Source organism: Pseudoalteromonas sp. '520P1 No. 423' (genome assembly GCF_001269985.1).
Classification (GTDB): Bacteria; Pseudomonadota; Gammaproteobacteria; order Enterobacterales; family Alteromonadaceae; genus Pseudoalteromonas.
The window spans coordinates 2,225,247-2,241,741 of record NZ_BBZB01000001.1 but is presented as its reverse complement, the minus strand read 5'-3'; the positions used below and the strand labels follow the sequence as shown (position 1 = coordinate 2,241,741).

Sequence of the window (16,495 nt, the reverse complement as noted above, 5' to 3'; positions counted from 1 at the left end):
TAAAATGTTTCATTAATTAAAACCAGACATAATATTCAACCTATAGTATTTCGATAACCCTAAAACATTCCAATCCAAATTTTGATCTTTTATGATTCTCACCTCTTTTATATTTCTTTTGATTTATATCATAATGTTATTAAACTAAATTAATGGCTTGTCAGTTTTTCTATTAATAACAGAGCAGCTTATAAACAAATGCAAAATACAAACAGGCGATCAGATGAACAAATTTAGTGTATGGTTCTTAATGACATTCATGTCATTAGTGCATGCTGATCAAGCTAGTGCTTTCGATTTAGAAGCTAAGAAAAACATTACAAAAGGTGAGCAGTTTTTAAGTAAAAATCGAAAAGACAAAAGTGTTATTGAAAAAATATCAGGACTACAATATCAAATTATTGTTAAAGGTAATGGTACCATACACCCTAAAAATAATGACCGAGTGACAGCGCATTATCACGGTTCATTTCTAAATGGTGATATTTTTGATAGTTCAATGGCGCGAGGTCGACCTATTACTTTTAACTTGAATCAAGTGATTAAAGGCTGGGAAAAAGGCATCAAACTTATGGTTGTTGGTGATAAATTTAGATTTTTTATCCCCTCTCATTTAGCTTATGGTAATCAAAAAGTAGGACAAGTTCCACCTGGCTCATTACTCATTTTTGAAATTGAACTTTTAGCCATTAATCCATAGTTTATATGAACATAATTCTAAATCTTATACCTTATTAAATATCCCTACCTTCCCTTCTTTAAATTTGTATACAATACGTCTTTAAATCTATATGACCTGAGTATTTCAATATTTAACAATTGATTGCGCTTAGTTAATAACAATTAAAGAGAAAATAATGAATGCTGTAATATTAGGCGTATTACTCATGTTATTACTCACTTTAGTGAGAATAAATGTGATTGTTGCTATGACTGTCAGTGCGATTGTTTCTGGATTAGTTGCGGGCTTAGGTTTAACGCAAACATTAGATGCTTTTAACCAAGGTTTATCTGGCGGAGCACAAATTGCTTTAAGTTATGCTATGTTAGGTGCTTTTGCAGTTGCTATTTCAAAGTCTGGTTTAACGTCTATTTTAGCAGATAAATTATTATCTAAAGTACAGATTTCTCATTCTGAGCAATCTAAAACATTGCTGAGTTTTACATTGTTAACTGTGATTTTATTATGCTCTGTTGCAGCACAAAATATCAGTGGTTCTATGATTTTAGGCGGTTTAACTGGTGTAATAGTATTCACGCTTTTTTGCACAGTAAAATGGGACGAAAGCTCAGACCTTTTCACTAAAGGCGTTGCTATGATGGCAATGATTGGTTTTATAATGATATCGGCCCAAGGTTTTGCTTCTGTGATGAAAGCCAATGGTAATGTTGCAAGCTTAGTGCAAAGTGCTGCAAGCTTTATGGAAGGTAACAAACCATTGGCGGCAGCAGTTATTTTATTAGTTGGGTTATTAATAACGATGGGCATTAGCAGTTCGTTCTCTACAGTGCCAATTATTGCAACTTTATTTGTGCCTTTATGTTTATTTCTGTCATGGCGACTACTGCATTAGTGGGCACTGCTGGTGCATTAGGTGATGCGGGCTCTCCGACTTCTGATTCAACTTTAGGGCCAACATCAGGTTTAAATGTTGATGGTCAACACGACCATATTTGGGACTCAGTAGTACCAACCTTTATCCACTTTAATATAGCACTGCTTATTTTTGGCTGGATTGCCGCTATGGTGCTGTAAAAATAAATAAAAGACTACTTATAAAAATAAGCAGTCTTTTTTATTGTTACCAATTCATTAAAATCGTAATCACCCCTTTGAAGGTAATTATCTCCATAGGTCACAACGTAATATGAATCACTACTAGGGTAATATACCCATGCATCAACAGGGTTATTTATTTGGTTTTGCGCTATCACTAATGGTGCTTTATCTTCTCGAGGGGCAAGAATCGTTAAATATGATGCATCTTCTTGCGTAATATTAGCGATATCTTCAGGACCATTTGAAGAACAGAAAAATAAATAATCTCATAATACTATCTCCCCAGTAGATTGCTCTTCTGTCGTAACTGGTGAAATAAATCAAAATAAATCCTGTCAACAGAAGAAGGTAAGTGCAAACTGAAAGCCTTCATACTGGCGACTTTACCTAAAAATAAAACCTTTTGATTTAGATAAAACTCAAAATCCTTTAATTAATAAAAATGGATTAAACCTCAATGTATATTACCCATTAGCAAAATATGATTTATCTGCGCCTTTAGGTTATGTAGTGCGAACAATATTAACAGATAAAAATGTATTAAGTTCGTTAAACCTCACTCCCATACAAGGTCTTAAATTTGTTGCAAATGGCAAGTTGGATGGGTTTGTTATCGATAGGCAGATAGGCACGTATTTAAGTAAAGAATTAAATTTAGAACATAAACTTACTGCAACTAAATATAGTCTTTTACAAACAAAATGGCATGCTGCATTTAATAAAGAGTTTTATCAAACAAACCAAAAGAAAATAGATGAACTTTGGAATGCATTTGAAAAACATCGAATTCATTTAGTAAATGGTCTTTAAATTAACTCAAGACCACATAATCACAATAAACTAATAACTAATTTAGTTTATTTATTAAATTACATTTTACAGCAGGCCATTCAGTAGAAATGATGGAATAAACAACAGTATCTCTTAGTGATCCATCTTTCATTATTTTATGATTTCTTAAAATACCATCTTGTTTAGCACCTAATCTTTCAATGGCATTTCTAGATGCTTGATTAAAAAAGTGAGTTCTAAATTCAACAGCATAAGCATGGTGATTTTCAAATAAGTTTTGCAATAATAGATATTTACATTCTGAATTTATGGCTGTTCTTCTCACAGAATTACTATACCAAGTATAACCAAGCAAAGCCCTTTTATGCTGACTTTCAACGTTATAGTACCGAGTTGTTCCGACAATATCCCCCGTTGTTTTGCACCTTACTGCATATGCGATATTACCCGTTTCACTTGCTTTTAGCTTGGTTAACATATTCAGCCATTTCTTCAAAATGAGGTACATTAGCAAACCAAATATTCCACGCCTCACCATATATTTTAAGGCACTTAATGTGCACTAAAAATAAAGTAACTAAATCATTTTTAAAAAGCATTATTTTGATGAGCTGTGAATTCAATATAACTAAATAATCAGCGTTACCTCGTCGGCAACGCTAAAAAAATTAGCAAAAACGTATTAAGGTGTACTAAATAAGCTCTGCCAACATGCTGTCATCATATTCAGTTAATACTTTTGAAGTTTTAACTTTCTCGATGTAATCTGGATTAGCAATTAATGGTCGACCAATTGCAATTAAATCAGCATCGCCACGTAATATAGCTTGCTCACCGGTTTGAGCTGTATAACCCCCACTCGCAATGACTGTTCCGTGATAATTTCTGCGAATATACTGGGTTACAGAGCCATCTAAATAATCTATATGGCTATCTTCAAACATACCTGTGTGTACGTAAGCGAGTTCAAGTGAATTTAATTTATCTAATACATAATCGAATACAGCAACATCTTTTGAATCATGTGCCATATTAAAATAGGCTGCTGGAGATAAACGAACACCTACATGCCCTATCTCTTTTTTAACTACATTTATTACATCAAACAATAAACGACTCATATTTTCTGGCGTTTGGCCCCACTCATCTTCTCTTTCATTCGCTGCATAATGTAAAAATTGATCTATTAAATAGCCATTTGCGCCATGAATTTCAACGCCATCAAAGCCTGCCTTTTTAGCATTGGCCGCAGCTAGTGCAAAATCAGTTATCACTTGCTTTATATGCTCAGGAGTTATTTCTTGCGGCTCACCGTAATGCATGTCTTCCATGCGAGGCACATGACCTTCAATAGCTAACGCCGATGGTGCCATAGGCTTTTCGCCATTTAAAAAGTAGGGGTGAGATACCCTGCCTGTATGCCACAATTGCGCAAAAATTTTACCACCATTTTGATGTACTCTTTGTGTAACTTTTTTCCAAGCATCTACTTGTTGCTGATTATATAAACCAGGTGTATTTGGATAACCCTGTGCAGATTGAGAAATCAACGTTGCTTCAGTTATAATTAAGCCTGTATCAGCACGCCTTGCGTAATATTCTGCCATTGCCTGCGTTGGTACTAGTTCATTATCCGCCATGCATCGCGTTAACGGAGCCATTACTACTCTATTGTTTAGTATTAAACCTGCACCGAGATCTACTTGTTTAAATAATGTGTCAATTGTCATGTCCTTTCTCCTAAATCTCTATCTCAAATTTCAACAAATTCATTATTGCAGTTATTAAAATCTTTACTAGATTGACTATTTATATAACACTGTTCTCATTAAGAGAACAATCAAGGTAAATATGGATGAGTTAAAACGCATTGGCGTGTTTACAAAAGTAGTGCAGACAAAAAGCTTTTCGCAGGCAGCTCGCCAGTTGGGCATTGCTAAATCAGCGGTAAGTAAACAAGTGAGTTTATTAGAGCAAGAAGTAGGTGTACGTCTACTTAATAGATCTACTCGTAAGCTCAGCTTAACCGAAGCTGGCGATATTTATTTTAAACACTGCGAGCAAATCGTTGATCGTGCTGAAATTGCCATTAATGAACTACGCCAATATCAGCATCAACCAACAGGTACATTAAGAATAGCCAGTCCAATCGCCTTTGGTCGAGATCAGCTTATTCCTGTTATTAAAGAATTACGCTGCCTTTATCCCTTACTTAAAATTGAGTTATTACTAGAAGATCGTGTCGTAAATATGGTGGAAGAAGGCATAGATTTAACAATTCGTATAGGATGGTTACAAGACTCTAATTTAATTGCTAAAAAACTATGTTCCAGCCCTACTTTGGTATTTGCATCAAATGATTATTTAGCACGTTATGGTACGCCAAAAATACCTGAAGATTTAGTGCATCATCAATGGATTAACCTGTCTATATTGCCCTCTCCTTTAAAATGGTTATTTACTCATAAAACCACTAGAAATAAGACTCAGGTTCAAATTAATAGCAGTTTAAAAACAAATTCTGTTGATGCTGTAGTATCCGCTGCTCAAAGTGGTTTAGGGATTTCTGCACTTGCTAAGCTAGGAATTTGTGAACAAATATATACAGGTAAACTAACACCAATTTTAACAGACTATGAACTCGACCCCGTTGGTGTTTATGCTGTTTACCCTCATAAAGAACATTTGCCGCCTAAGGTCAGAATATTTTTAGACTTTTTAGAAAAACGATGTAGAAATGCAGCTTGGTGTAAAACATAATTGTATTATATTAGTAACCACACTAAGTGGTTACTAATCTTATTATTTAAACTAATTCCATAGCCTCAAAATCAGGCCGTTTTAACTTATCACTTGTTTGGTATAAAAATATGGTTACTACACTCAATCCAGATGCGATCAAAAATAATGTAGGCCCACCCCACACATCTAATACTATGCCACCAAGCAAAGGCGCAAAAGAAAAACCAAGTGAACATAATCCAGCAGCACCAAAATAACTGCCCTTTAACTTTTTAGGTGCGAGTCTATCTAAATGTACATTCATATTTGAGAATAAAATGGCCTCGCCTAAGCTTAAAATAAAGGTGCCAATCAACCAGCCAAAAAAATAATCTATGGGATTAAAAGCAAATACTAATTGTGAAAATGCCAATAATATAATGCCGATATATATCCTGTTTTTTATATCAATGTTTTCCATCAATTTTAATAATGGGAATTGAAATATCACAATTACTAATGAATTCAAAACAATGATAAATGAAATCAGGGTAACTAATTCTGGTATTTCAGCGCGAGTTAAATATTGAATTAAGCTTGAATCGCCCTGTGCGTATATAAATAAAATGAGCATATTAGCGAGCATAATCAGCAAAAATACATGGTCTTTAGATAACAAAGCGATGATCTGCTTAAAATTATGAGACGTTTTATGTTGATTTTGTTTGCTCTTCTTTTTATTTTTGAAAGTTAGTACCACTGCTGATAATAAACCAGCATAGGCAAAAGCAGTAAACAAAAAGCTAGATTGATCTCCGGTTAAGCCTGCCCATAAACCGATTAATGGGCCAATAGCTGCACCTGCATTGACTAAAAAATATAGCATTTGCATGGCCAACTCTCTGTCTTTAGCATCATGTAACTCATCGGTTAATACCCCTTTACTCGGGGCATCCCACAGTGATCGCGGTAAGGTCGCTAAAAACACGGCAGTACAAAATGTAAATAATGTATCTGCTACGGCCAACCAAGCAAAGGCTATGACTCCTAATAATGCAGCTACTAACATCACAGGATTACGACCAAACCTATCTGATAAATTACCTGTATAAAAGCCTAATACCACTGAGAAAACCGATGAACCTGTAAGCAATAAGCCAACTTCAGATGCCGATAAATTAAATTTTTGATATAAAATAACAGCCAAAAATGGCCAAACCATGTAATAAGTACCACGAATAAAAAAATTACCAATTTGCATTATCCAAATTAAATTTGAAAAACGTTTTAATCTTGCAATAGAGATAACAGTTGACATAAATAGTCCTTTAAAAGTGTTGATGAAAAGGACTATAAAACCTCAAGTTAACTTAAGGTCAATAAGATTTAATGAATAAAATATGAATTAAACAACATCTGAATTGATTTTAATTAATAATTGTTTAAGCTCAGATAATGTATCAACCACAATATCGGCCTGATCTTGATAAGGTTTTTCTTCAAAATGAGAGATTAAACACGATTGCATTTTTGCATTTTGAGCCGCTTGTATGTCATATAAATAATCACCTACGTATAGCACTTCTTTATTTTGAAGCTGCCATTGATTGGCAATGTGATTTAAAGCAGTCGGATCGGGCTTTGGAGGAAACATTTCTCTGGTTATGACATTTTCGATATTTATACTGTGTTTTTTTATTTTATGCTCACTTGATTGTTTACTATTACGCGTCACTATTGCAGTAGGAATGTTGCATAAGTTTAAGTGAGCAATTAAATCATGCGCGCCGGTTAGAATTTCTGAACTCATTGCATCATCGTATTCATGGGCTAAAATTTTTGCATCAGCTTGTTGTCTATGCTCTTTGGATTCTATTTTATTTACAAACTCTAAAATATCCTCACCACTGCAACAGCCTATGCTTTGCTTCAAGGTTTTAAAATCAAGAGAAGAAGACACTAAAGTATTATCTAAGTCAAAGATAACACCTTTGATCTCATTAATTCGTTGTAAATTCATTCTATCTACCTTTATTTATCTGCAATACTTTTTTAATGAAGCTTTCCAGTAAGCCTTCATTTTTATAATCGAGTAAATATTTGCCATGAAACATTAAAGTCATCTCAACTTTATTGTATGAAATATAACAACAATATCCATCATAATCATGCCAAGCTTTTACATCATCGAGTAGGTAATAACCTTGCTCTTTGTGTCCTTTATCTATGATAGTATTGAATGCTTCTAAAAAAATTTTTTGATCTAAGTGATTTTGCATTGCTAGTATCCTAGATTCTATCTGTTACTTCTTTATACGATTAAAAACTCAAACAGATCAATTAATCACAAAGCGATCGAAATCACTGTTAGGCACGTATTATCAGATATAATTTGATATGAAAGTTGCATTTATGGAATTAGGTATATTCCCATTACCCATATTTATTTTACCTGGTGGTAAATTAAAGTTGCGTATTTTTGAGCCCAAATACATTCGGTTGGTCAAAGAGTCTTTTTCTTCAAATGGTTTCGTTTTGAGTATGTACAATGAGGAAACTACTTTTAACAGCGCTGATGTAGGGATGATTGTAGAGATAGTGAATTTTGATACACTCAAGGATGGTCTGTTATCTATAGATGTACAAGCTAAAGGTTTTGTTAAATTATCTAACATGTATCTAGAATCTGATGGATTATTAAAAGCAGATACACAACCAATAAATCATTGGGCTAACGATACAAAGTACGATCCGCTTCACAAAGATGACGAAATAACCCAGTTTCTAAATCAAGCATTTAATAATTCAAAGCAATTAAACACTCTTTATTCTGAAACAAAGTTTGAAGATAAAGTATGGGTTTGTGCCCGGATTTTAGAGATATTACCTATTACCACCTTCAATAAAGTAAAAATAAGCACACTTAACTTTGAGCAATGTGAAAATTTCTTGCATACTGTGATTAAAGGCAAATAAATTAATTTTTAATTATTTGATCTTTTTATCTAACAACGTCGTATTGGCTACTATGATGACAAATAATTAAGTAGCTTTTATGCAGCATTCATTAAATGATACAAGAAACATTGCTGATATGAGTATAAATAAAACATTGCTTGAGCAAGATAATAAAGAGCAATTAAAAGGCTGGCTGTGTTCAATTTCAGACACCAGAGACAAACAAGCCTTCTCGAACATATTTAGTTGGTTTGCACCCAAAATTATACGCTTTGGCATAAAGCAATTGAATAATGAGGCCTCTGCTAACGTACTTTTGCAAGAAACGATGACAAACGTTTGGAAAAAAGCCCACATGTACAACGCCGACAAAGGTGCAGTCACTACTTGGGTGTACACCATTATGCGAAACGTTTCTTTTGATATGCTCAGAAAAGTTAAATCTAATCGAGAGGATATGCTAAGCGAAGATATTTGGCCCTTAGTAGAGTCTGAGAATCTTGACACTGCAGATTTTGAGGATCACCTTCTAAATAAAAATCTAATGAAGCACGTTGATAAGCTCCCGCAAGCTCAAAAGCAGATAATCAAAGGCGTATATTTTCAGGAACTATCTCAAGAACAAATTGCAGTACAACTGGGCATACCGGTTGGTACTGTTAAATCAAGATTAAGAACAGCATTAAGTAAGCTTAAATCACACCTAGGAGACGATTCATGATCACACACCACCCAAAACATGAATTACTTGAACTACATGTCAAAGGTCAGCTACCAGCATCTATCAGTGCAGCTATCTCAATGCATGCTGAAATGTGTCCCCTTTGTAAGGATAAACTTGAAGAACTAACACTAAGCCAATCTACAACGGTATTTGAATCAACTAGCTCGCAAATTAACACAGCTGATAATTTCGATATGGACTTTTCGAACATGATTGACAGCATCACATCAAGCGATAAAGTTTATATAGAAAAGCCTGTAGCACCTAAATCAGTCAATGTTAGAGGTCATGAGTATATTATCCCTAGGGCAATTGACAAAGTAGCCCAATCACAATGGCAGAATTTAGGTAAGTTATCTCGTGCTAGGTTAGATTTAAATGAAGGTGACCTTCATACAAGTTTATTACACATAGATCCAACTGGGACTGTGCCTGCACATACTCACAAAGGCTTTGAGCTAACATTATTACTTGATGGTAGTTTTGAAGATGAGTTAGGTGCATATACAAAAGGTGATTTCATATGGCTAACTAAGAGCCACACCCACAAGCCAGAAACTAAAGATGGTTGTTTATGTTATACAGTGTCTAGCAATGCATTGCAGTTTACTAAAGGGCTCGCACGTATTTTAAACCCTATTGGCAATTTTATTTATTAATCAGTATGTGGAGCATATTATGAAGATACCACAATCAGGCATCACATTAGGTATAAGCGCTTGTGTAAAAGGTGAACAGGTACGTTTTGACAAAGGCCATAAAAAATCACATTTTTGTACTGAAGAACTTGGCAAACATGTACAGTACAAAGCCTATTGTCCTGAGGTGGCAATTGGTTTGCCAATTCCGAGAAAGACCATAAGGCAAGTAAAAAAAGATGATGTGATTATCGTTAGCAGACCTGATGGGTCAGGTGATGTCACTGAGGCGCTTACAAATTTTGGTAGTAAGGTTGCAGATAACGTAGACGAGCTCAGTGGATTTATTTTTTGCCAAAAAAGCCCTAGTTGCGGTATGGAAAGAGTAAAAGTTTATTATGACCATGGTAAAGGTAGTGAATCAAACGGCATAGGTCTGTTTGCAAAGCAAATCATGGAGAAAAACCCTTTGTTACCTTGCGAGGAAAATGGCCGCTTAAATGACATGCCATTAAGAGAAAACTTCATTATAAGGGTTTATACATATAAACATTGGCAAGAATTGGTTGCCTCTGGTTTAACTAAACACAAGTTAATTCAGTTCCATACGCAACATAAATATCTTTTAATGAGCCATCATTTACAATCGTATAAATCTTTAGGTAAGCTATTGGCAAGAGCAGACATTGGTCTTGATGAACTATCACAACAATATATTGCGGGTTTAATGGCTGGTTTAAAACATTTATCTAATAGAAAGAGCCATTCTAATACTTTGCAACACTTACAAGGTTATTTCAAAAAGCAGCTTAACAAAATACAAAAGCAAGAACTCTCTGAAAAAATATCTGAATTCAGAGAAGGGTTAGTGCCGTTATTAGTGCCGCTTACATTGATAAATCATTATCTAAGAGAGCACACTAAAGAATACTTGAACTCGCAAGTGTACTTATCACCCTATCCTGATGACCTAAAACTAAGGTATGGTTACTAATGAATTTAGTCTGGTTTAGAAAAGACCTGAGAATTGTTGATAATCCAGCATTAACCACAGCAAGTAAAAATGGCCCTTATAAGGCCATTTTTATTTCTACACCTCAACAGTGGCATAATCACGATATGGCACCAATACAAGTTGATTTTATAGAACGTCACCTTAACTTACTAAAAAATCAACTAAACACACTAGGTGTTGAACTTGTTCATATAGAAGCTAGTAATTTTGACAATCAAATAAGTAGCCTTTTATCCTATGTAAAAGCCAATGATATTGAAAATGTATATGCGAATAGCGAAGTTGAATTCAATGAACAGCTACGAGATAAAACAATCATTGATCTAGGTGTATCGCTTAATTTGACTGAGTCAGATGTCATTGTTCCTAAAGGAAAAGTACTTAATGGCAGTGGTGAAATGTATAAGGTATTTACGCCATTTAGAAATAGCTGGCTAAAGTACTTAGTGGCAAATGGTTGTTCCATTTGTGATTACCCTCACCTTTTGCAACAAAATACATCTGCTCCTCAATATATACATTTTAATGCAAATAAATCTTGCTCAAAAAAATGGCCGCTTGTTAATGTGGTTTACGACTCAATTATTGAAAACTTTATTTCTAATAAATTATTCAGTTACTCAGAGCAACGTGATATTCCTTCTGTTAAGGGCACTTCGGGTTTATCTCCCTATATCGCCATAGGCGCAATTAGTCCTAAATATTTATTGTCGCAAGTATTAGCGCATCACCCTCATATTTTAGATAATTCAGCTGCTAGCGAATTTACTTGGATAAATGAACTGGCATGGCGTGATTTCTATAAGCACTTGCTTTTTCATTTTCCTGATTTATGTAAAAGTCAGACTTTTGTACAAAAATACAATGATTTACCATGGAAAAATAATGACGTACACTTTAAATTATGGTGTCAGGGAAATACAGGATATCCGATAGTTGATGCAGCAATGAGGCAACTAATAAACACTGGTTGGATGCATAATAGATTGCGTATGATAGTAGCGAGTTTTTTAACTAAGCATTTGTTAATTGATTGGCGTTGGGGAGAGCGTTTTTTTATGCAACACCTACTCGATGGCGACTTGTCAGCAAATAATGGTGGTTGGCAATGGGCTGCCAGCACAGGTTGTGACGCGCAACCTTATTTTAGAATTTTTAATCCAATCACTCAGAGTAAAAAGTTTGATCCCAAAGGAGAGTTCATTCGTATGTATGTACCTGAGCTGAAAGATATTCCTGATAAAGAAATACACTTTCCACATGAATATTTATCACGCAATGGGTTATCAAAAAAATACGTTGAGCCTGTTGTTAATCACAAAGACGCTAGAGAGGAAGCTTTAGCGTTTTATAGAGTTTGATTTACTAAAATTAAGGCAATTTAATGAATAGTCACTCCGAAAAAATTCATGATTTTAATGATGTTTTTATGCCTCATCATGGCTGGGTAGATGAGTTTATTGAAGCTTATAACAAACTTAATGTAAATAATTTGAAGTCATTGGAAGAGATTTATCACAATGATATCCATTTTCAAGATCCATTGCATACCGTAAACGGTCGAAAAAACCTGATTCAGTACTTTGAAAAAATGTATACAAATATTATATATTGCCATTTCGATATTACTCATAGCTTTAATAGCGAAAATGAAGCTGCTTTGTACTGGGATATGACATATCAACATCCAGGCCTTAACAAAGGAAAAAAGATCTTAGTACATGGCCACTCTAGGTTAAAAGTTGTAGATAGAAAGGTGATTTTTCATAGAGATTATTTTGATGTTGGTAATTTAATTTATCAGCATGTTCCTTTATTAGGTGGTTTGATTAATTGGATAAATAACCGAGCTGCAAAATGAAACATATTTTAATAACAGGTGCCTCTTCAGGCATTGGCCACGCTCTGGCTTTACAATATGCAACTAAAGGCAATATTGTATATGCTGGAGGTAGGAATAAAAATAAGTTAGATAAAGCATTTGCCAGCCATCATAATATTATTTCTTTTGTGTGTGATGTGACAATTTTAGAAGATATAGAACAAGCATCGGTAAACTTGCCTAAACTAGATATCATCATTCTTAATGCAGGTGATTGTGAGTATATAGATGACCCAATCAAGTTTGATGGTCATTTATTTGCTCGAATTGTCACTAATAACTTAATTTCTGTTGGCTATTGCTTACAGGTATTGCTTAAAAATTTAAGGCCTCATGGCAATTTAGCATTCACTAGTTCAAGTGCAGCTTTTTTACCATTAACTAGAACACAAGCTTATGGCGCCTCAAAAGCTGGACTCAATTATTTAGCCAAATCATTAAGCATTGATTTAAAGCCTCATGACATTAATGTCAGTGTAATAAACCCCGGGTTCGTTCGCACACCACTAACAGATAAAAACACCTTTACTATGCCAGGTATTATTTCAAGTGAACTCGCTGCAAATTCTATTATTGCTGGTATAGATAAAAATAAATCAGAAATTAATATCCCTTTCTTTTTTACCTTCGTAATGAAGCTTTTTTCACTTTTTCCCTTTTATATTTGGCAAAAGTTAGCGTTAAGGATGATTCAAAAATGACAAAAATAGCGATTATTGGCACTGGTATATCAGGCCTAACTGCTGCACATTTAATTAATCAAAAACATGAAATAACTGTATTTGAAAAGAACGATTATATTGGCGGACATACCGCGACAAAACCAATAAGATACAATAATAAAGATTATAATATAGATACTGGTTTTATTGTTTGCAACGATAGAACATATCCCAACTTTTTAAAGTTACTCAACAAATTAGGTGTTTCAAAGCAAGAAACGCAAATGAGTTTTAGCGTAAAAAATAATGCCAACGGATTAGAGTATAACGGCCACGATTTAAATACCTTATTTGCGCAAAGGCGTAATCTTTTCAGACCTTCGTTTTGGTTATTAATCAAAGAAATTTTAAAGTTTAACAAACTCGCAACCAGTTTATATGAAAACAAAATCGACAGCGATGAAACATTAGGTGACTTTTTAAAAGAGAATCAGTTTTCTGACAACTTTAACGAAAATTATATTTTGCCTATGGGCGCTGCAATCTGGTCATCTAGTCTAAAAGATATGTTGGTTTTCCCATTACAGTTTTTTATTCAGTTTTTTTACAATCACGGTTTATTAAACATTACTAACAGACCACAATGGTATGTGATCACTGGTGGCTCATATAAATATATTACACCTATGATAGCGAAGTTTAAAGATTCTATTGTGCTCAATTCAAAAATTAAATATGTAGATAGAACTGATAATGGCATAGAGATCCACTTTGAAGATAATGCAGTGTCTCATTTTGATGAAGTTATTTTTGCTTGTCATTCTGATGAAGCATTAAAACTGCTAAAGTCACCAACGGATCAAGAAAAAGATATTCTATCCAGTATTGCCTATACCCCTAATGAAGTAGTCCTACATACAGATACCGACTTACTACCGAAAAGAAAAAATGCATGGGCAAGTTGGAACTATTTATTAGATGAAGACAAAGATGCACGACTCAATAAACCTTCTTGCGTCACCTATAATATGAACATATTACAAGGTATTTGCTCAGATGATACTTTTTGTGTGACACTCAATCAAACACAGTTAATTGATAAAGATAAAATAATTTCAAAGTTCATCTATCATCACCCTGTTTTTAACAGTACCAGTTTTGCAGCACAAAAAAGGCGAGATGAAATATGCGGTAAGAACCACACGCATTTTGTTGGTGCATACTGGAGAAATGGCTTTCATGAAGATGGCGTTCATAGTGCTTTAAGTGTTGCCAAACGTTTTGGAGTCAGTTTATGACTTTAAATAGTGGTATTTTTAGCGGCCATGTATTACATCGACGTTTTGCGCCTGTGTTACATAAATTCAAATATAAAATGTCTATGTTTGGTATTGACCTTGATGAAATAAATCAGATATCTCAACGCTTTAGTATATTTGGTACAACTAAATTTAGCCCAATTAAATTTAATCAAAAAGATTACATAATAAATGAACTAGGCGATCTAAAACAACGTATCGCAAGTAAAGTACAGGCTCTTGGTGGTAATTGGGACGGTTCAAAAGTATATATGTTGATCCAGTGCCGTTGTTTAGGTATCTATTTTAGCCCAGTTAATTTCTTTTATTGTTATAACGAAAATGATGAATGCGAATTAATGTTAGCTGAAGTAAGTAATACTCCTTGGAACGAAAGACATTATTATCTAATTAATATTTTAAAAAGTGATATGACAAAAAAAACCTTTCATGTGTCACCTTTTATGCAATTAGACATGAAGTACAAATGGCGCGTTTCCACGCCAAAGGACAAAGTTGTTGTTTCAATAGCTAATCATTTTGAAGGTGAAACCAAGCCGACATTTGATGCACATTTAGCACTGATGAAACAGCCTTTATCGTCTGTTAACCTGATAAAAAATTGGATTAAATTACCTTTAATGGTTTTTAAAATTTTAACTTTAATATATTGGCAAGCACTTAAATTATTTTTTAAACGTGTGCCGTTTATCCCTTATTCTAAAAGCTGAGGCAAACATGGAAATTACGCAAACATTAAGTAATGAGGTCAACCTAAGTTGGTTTAATAAAAAATGCAGACAGATTGTATTCAAGGCATTAAATTCAATTACAAATGCTAAAATTGAAATCCATGAAGGTAAAAATGTCACACTGCTAGGCGACAAAAATGCGTCATTACAAGCACATATTAATGTTCATGACATGAGTTTATATAAAGATTTTATTAGAGGTGGCAGTATAGAGGTTGCTCAAGCTTATATAGATAAAAAATGGACATCAAACAACTTAACTCAGCTTGTCAGAGTAATGGCAAGAAGTCAGCAAACTTTAGATAGCGTTGAAAACAACAAAGGCATACTAGCAAAAATAAAAAGCAAGTTACTACATTTTCAAAATGCTAATACTCAACAAGGCTCAAAAAAGAATATCTTAGCCCATTATGACCTAGGAAATGATTTATATACGCGTTTTCTTGACCCTACTATGATGTATTCGTGTGCTGTTTATGATGAAAATCATCAATCTATAGACAAAGCACAAACTAATAAGCTGGATATTATTTGCAAAAAATTAGATTTAAAACCTGACGAGCATTTAATTGAAATTGGCACTGGTTGGGGTGGACTGGCTATTCATGCTGCACAAAACTATGGTTGTAAAGTCACGACAACAACCATATCTGATGAACAATATAAATATGCTCAAACAAAAATTAAAGAACTAGGCTTAGAAAACCAAATTACTTTACTTAAGCAAGATTACAGATTACTTGAGGGCCAATTTGATAAGTTAGTGTCAATTGAAATGATTGAAGCTGTAGGACACGATTTTATGACTAGTTTTTTTAGTCAATGCAATGATCTACTAAAACCCAGTGGAAAGATGTTGATCCAAGCAATTACTATTGCCGATCAAAGATATGATGAGTACCGCAAGAATATCGATTTCATCCAAAAATATATTTTCCCTGGCGGTTGTTTACCTTCAATTAGTATTATGAGTGAACACATCAAGCAATCTACCGATATGATGATAGATAAAATAGATGATATTGGCTTGCACTACGCTAGAACGCTTAACGATTGGCGCGTTAATTTCGATAATAACTGGCAGCAAATACAGCAATTTGGCTTTGATGATACCTTCCAAAGACTTTGGCACTATTATTTTGCATATTGTGAAGGTGCTTTTTTAGAAAGGGTAATTAGTACACATCATATCGTTGCCAGAAAGCCTCACTATTATGATGCCAACGACCAAAAAGTAATGAATTACCTTTAATCTAGCAAGCAGCGAAATATT

At 34.0% G+C, this 16,495-nt stretch carries 17 protein-coding genes and 2 pseudogenes; 14 read left to right on the top strand and 5 right to left on the bottom strand.

Annotated elements, in window-relative coordinates:
* Positions 1 to 223: 223 nt before the first annotated feature.
* From PSA_RS10295 to PSA_RS10285, 3 genes and pseudogenes are all read left to right on the top strand, one after another.
* Entirely contained in the window at positions 224 to 700 is a 477-nt protein-coding gene (locus PSA_RS10295) for an FKBP-type peptidyl-prolyl cis-trans isomerase (RefSeq protein WP_052379961.1), read from the top strand.
* 157 nt (positions 701 to 857) lie between these two features.
* Positions 858 to 1,756: pseudogene (locus tag PSA_RS10290) on the top strand (Na+/H+ antiporter NhaC family protein).
* A gap of 534 nt (positions 1,757 to 2,290) precedes the next feature.
* Complete coding sequence (locus PSA_RS10285; RefSeq protein ID WP_042145110.1) at positions 2,291 to 2,590, top strand: hypothetical protein; 300 nt, start codon at positions 2,291 to 2,293, stop codon at positions 2,588 to 2,590.
* 37 nt (positions 2,591 to 2,627) lie between these two features.
* Here the strand turns inward: PSA_RS10285 and PSA_RS10280 are convergent.
* Positions 2,628 to 3,171 (bottom strand): annotated as a pseudogene (locus PSA_RS10280) (GNAT family N-acetyltransferase).
* Positions 3,172 to 3,264: 93 nt separating this feature from the next.
* Positions 3,265 to 4,302, bottom strand: coding sequence for an alkene reductase (locus PSA_RS10275; protein WP_042145108.1), 1,038 nt, complete (start codon positions 4,300 to 4,302; stop codon positions 3,265 to 3,267).
* A gap of 121 nt (positions 4,303 to 4,423) precedes the next feature.
* Between PSA_RS10275 and PSA_RS10270 the strand changes: the two genes are divergently transcribed.
* The gene (locus PSA_RS10270; protein WP_042145107.1) at positions 4,424 to 5,332 is read left to right on the top strand and encodes a LysR family transcriptional regulator; all 909 of its coding nucleotides are present in this window, start codon (positions 4,424 to 4,426) and stop codon (positions 5,330 to 5,332) included.
* 46 nt (positions 5,333 to 5,378) lie between these two features.
* Here the strand turns inward: PSA_RS10270 and PSA_RS10265 are convergent, their stop codons facing one another.
* The 3 genes from PSA_RS10265 to PSA_RS10255 all read right to left on the bottom strand — a co-directional run bounded on the left by PSA_RS10265 (position 5,379) and on the right by PSA_RS10255 (position 7,572).
* Positions 5,379 to 6,611, bottom strand: coding sequence for an MFS transporter (locus tag PSA_RS10265; protein WP_042145105.1), 1,233 nt, complete (start codon positions 6,609 to 6,611; stop codon positions 5,379 to 5,381).
* Positions 6,612 to 6,698: 87 nt separating this feature from the next.
* Positions 6,699 to 7,313 (bottom strand): HAD family hydrolase, encoded by a 615-nt coding sequence (locus tag PSA_RS10260; protein ID WP_042145103.1) that lies wholly within the window; start codon positions 7,311 to 7,313, stop codon positions 6,699 to 6,701.
* 1 nt (position 7,314) lies between these two features.
* A complete protein-coding gene (locus PSA_RS10255; RefSeq protein WP_042145101.1) occupies positions 7,315 to 7,572 on the bottom strand; it encodes a DUF3081 family protein in 258 nt (85 codons plus the stop codon).
* Positions 7,573 to 7,705: 133 nt separating this feature from the next.
* Here PSA_RS10255 and PSA_RS10250 point away from each other — a divergent pair, with 133 nt between their 5' ends.
* The 10 genes from PSA_RS10250 (at position 7,706) to PSA_RS10205 (ending at position 16,474) form a co-directional block, all read left to right on the top strand.
* On the top strand, positions 7,706 to 8,269 hold the full coding sequence (locus PSA_RS10250) for an LON peptidase substrate-binding domain-containing protein (protein WP_042145199.1): 564 nt from the start codon (positions 7,706 to 7,708) through the stop codon (positions 8,267 to 8,269).
* Positions 8,270 to 8,348: 79 nt separating this feature from the next.
* A complete protein-coding gene (locus PSA_RS10245) occupies positions 8,349 to 8,972 on the top strand; it encodes a sigma-70 family RNA polymerase sigma factor (protein WP_082305699.1) in 624 nt (207 codons plus the stop codon).
* On the top strand, positions 8,969 to 9,634 hold the full coding sequence (locus PSA_RS10240; protein ID WP_042145099.1) for a ChrR family anti-sigma-E factor: 666 nt from the start codon (positions 8,969 to 8,971) through the stop codon (positions 9,632 to 9,634). Before PSA_RS10245 ends, PSA_RS10240 begins: the two co-directional genes overlap by 4 nt.
* Before the next feature lie 19 nt (positions 9,635 to 9,653).
* Positions 9,654 to 10,607, top strand: coding sequence for a DUF523 and DUF1722 domain-containing protein (locus PSA_RS10235; protein ID WP_042145097.1), 954 nt, complete (start codon positions 9,654 to 9,656; stop codon positions 10,605 to 10,607).
* Entirely contained in the window at positions 10,607 to 11,989 is a 1,383-nt protein-coding gene (gene phrB, locus PSA_RS10230) for a deoxyribodipyrimidine photo-lyase (protein WP_042145095.1), read from the top strand. Before PSA_RS10235 ends, phrB begins: the two co-directional genes overlap by 1 nt.
* Before the next feature lie 23 nt (positions 11,990 to 12,012).
* Positions 12,013 to 12,489, top strand: a complete 477-nt coding sequence (locus tag PSA_RS10225; protein ID WP_231665244.1) for a nuclear transport factor 2 family protein — start codon at positions 12,013 to 12,015, stop codon at positions 12,487 to 12,489.
* The gene (locus tag PSA_RS10220; RefSeq protein ID WP_042145093.1) at positions 12,486 to 13,211 is read left to right on the top strand and encodes an SDR family NAD(P)-dependent oxidoreductase; all 726 of its coding nucleotides are present in this window, start codon (positions 12,486 to 12,488) and stop codon (positions 13,209 to 13,211) included. The genes PSA_RS10225 and PSA_RS10220 overlap by 4 nt, the downstream gene beginning before the upstream one ends.
* Complete coding sequence (locus PSA_RS10215; protein ID WP_042145091.1) at positions 13,208 to 14,470, top strand: NAD(P)/FAD-dependent oxidoreductase; 1,263 nt, start codon at positions 13,208 to 13,210, stop codon at positions 14,468 to 14,470. The genes PSA_RS10220 and PSA_RS10215 overlap by 4 nt, the downstream gene beginning before the upstream one ends.
* Positions 14,467 to 15,201 (top strand): DUF1365 domain-containing protein, encoded by a 735-nt coding sequence (locus PSA_RS10210; protein WP_042145089.1) that lies wholly within the window; start codon positions 14,467 to 14,469, stop codon positions 15,199 to 15,201. The genes PSA_RS10215 and PSA_RS10210 overlap by 4 nt, the downstream gene beginning before the upstream one ends.
* A gap of 7 nt (positions 15,202 to 15,208) precedes the next feature.
* Positions 15,209 to 16,474: a cyclopropane-fatty-acyl-phospholipid synthase family protein gene (locus PSA_RS10205; protein ID WP_042145087.1), complete on the top strand. Its 1,266-nt coding sequence runs from the start codon at positions 15,209 to 15,211 to the stop codon at positions 16,472 to 16,474.
* Positions 16,475 to 16,495 lie beyond the last annotated feature (21 nt).

Bases quoted from the DNA above. Each gene is read 5' to 3' on its own strand.
- PSA_RS10295 (WP_052379961.1), top strand. From the start codon at position 224: ATGAACAAATTTAGTGTATGGTTCTTAATGACATTCATGTCATTAGTG.
- PSA_RS10255 (WP_042145101.1), bottom strand. From the start codon at position 7,572: ATGCAAAATCACTTAGATCAAAAAATTTTTTTAGAAGCATTCAATACT.
- PSA_RS10235 (WP_042145097.1), top strand. From the start codon at position 9,654: ATGAAGATACCACAATCAGGCATCACATTAGGTATAAGCGCTTGTGTA.
- PSA_RS10215 (WP_042145091.1), top strand. From the start codon at position 13,208: ATGACAAAAATAGCGATTATTGGCACTGGTATATCAGGCCTAACTGCT.
- PSA_RS10245 (WP_082305699.1), top strand. From the start codon at position 8,349: ATGCAGCATTCATTAAATGATACAAGAAACATTGCTGATATGAGTATA.
- PSA_RS10275 (WP_042145108.1), bottom strand. From the start codon at position 4,302: ATGACAATTGACACATTATTTAAACAAGTAGATCTCGGTGCAGGTTTA.
- PSA_RS10260 (WP_042145103.1), bottom strand. From the start codon at position 7,313: ATGAATTTACAACGAATTAATGAGATCAAAGGTGTTATCTTTGACTTA.
- PSA_RS10210 (WP_042145089.1), top strand. From the start codon at position 14,467: ATGACTTTAAATAGTGGTATTTTTAGCGGCCATGTATTACATCGACGT.
- phrB (WP_042145095.1), top strand. From the start codon at position 10,607: ATGAATTTAGTCTGGTTTAGAAAAGACCTGAGAATTGTTGATAATCCA.
- PSA_RS10205 (WP_042145087.1), top strand. From the start codon at position 15,209: ATGGAAATTACGCAAACATTAAGTAATGAGGTCAACCTAAGTTGGTTT.
- PSA_RS10265 (WP_042145105.1), bottom strand. From the start codon at position 6,611: ATGTCAACTGTTATCTCTATTGCAAGATTAAAACGTTTTTCAAATTTA.
- PSA_RS10220 (WP_042145093.1), top strand. From the start codon at position 12,486: ATGAAACATATTTTAATAACAGGTGCCTCTTCAGGCATTGGCCACGCT.
- PSA_RS10240 (WP_042145099.1), top strand. From the start codon at position 8,969: ATGATCACACACCACCCAAAACATGAATTACTTGAACTACATGTCAAA.
- PSA_RS10250 (WP_042145199.1), top strand. From the start codon at position 7,706: ATGGAATTAGGTATATTCCCATTACCCATATTTATTTTACCTGGTGGT.
- PSA_RS10270 (WP_042145107.1), top strand. From the start codon at position 4,424: ATGGATGAGTTAAAACGCATTGGCGTGTTTACAAAAGTAGTGCAGACA.
- PSA_RS10225 (WP_231665244.1), top strand. From the start codon at position 12,013: ATGAATAGTCACTCCGAAAAAATTCATGATTTTAATGATGTTTTTATG.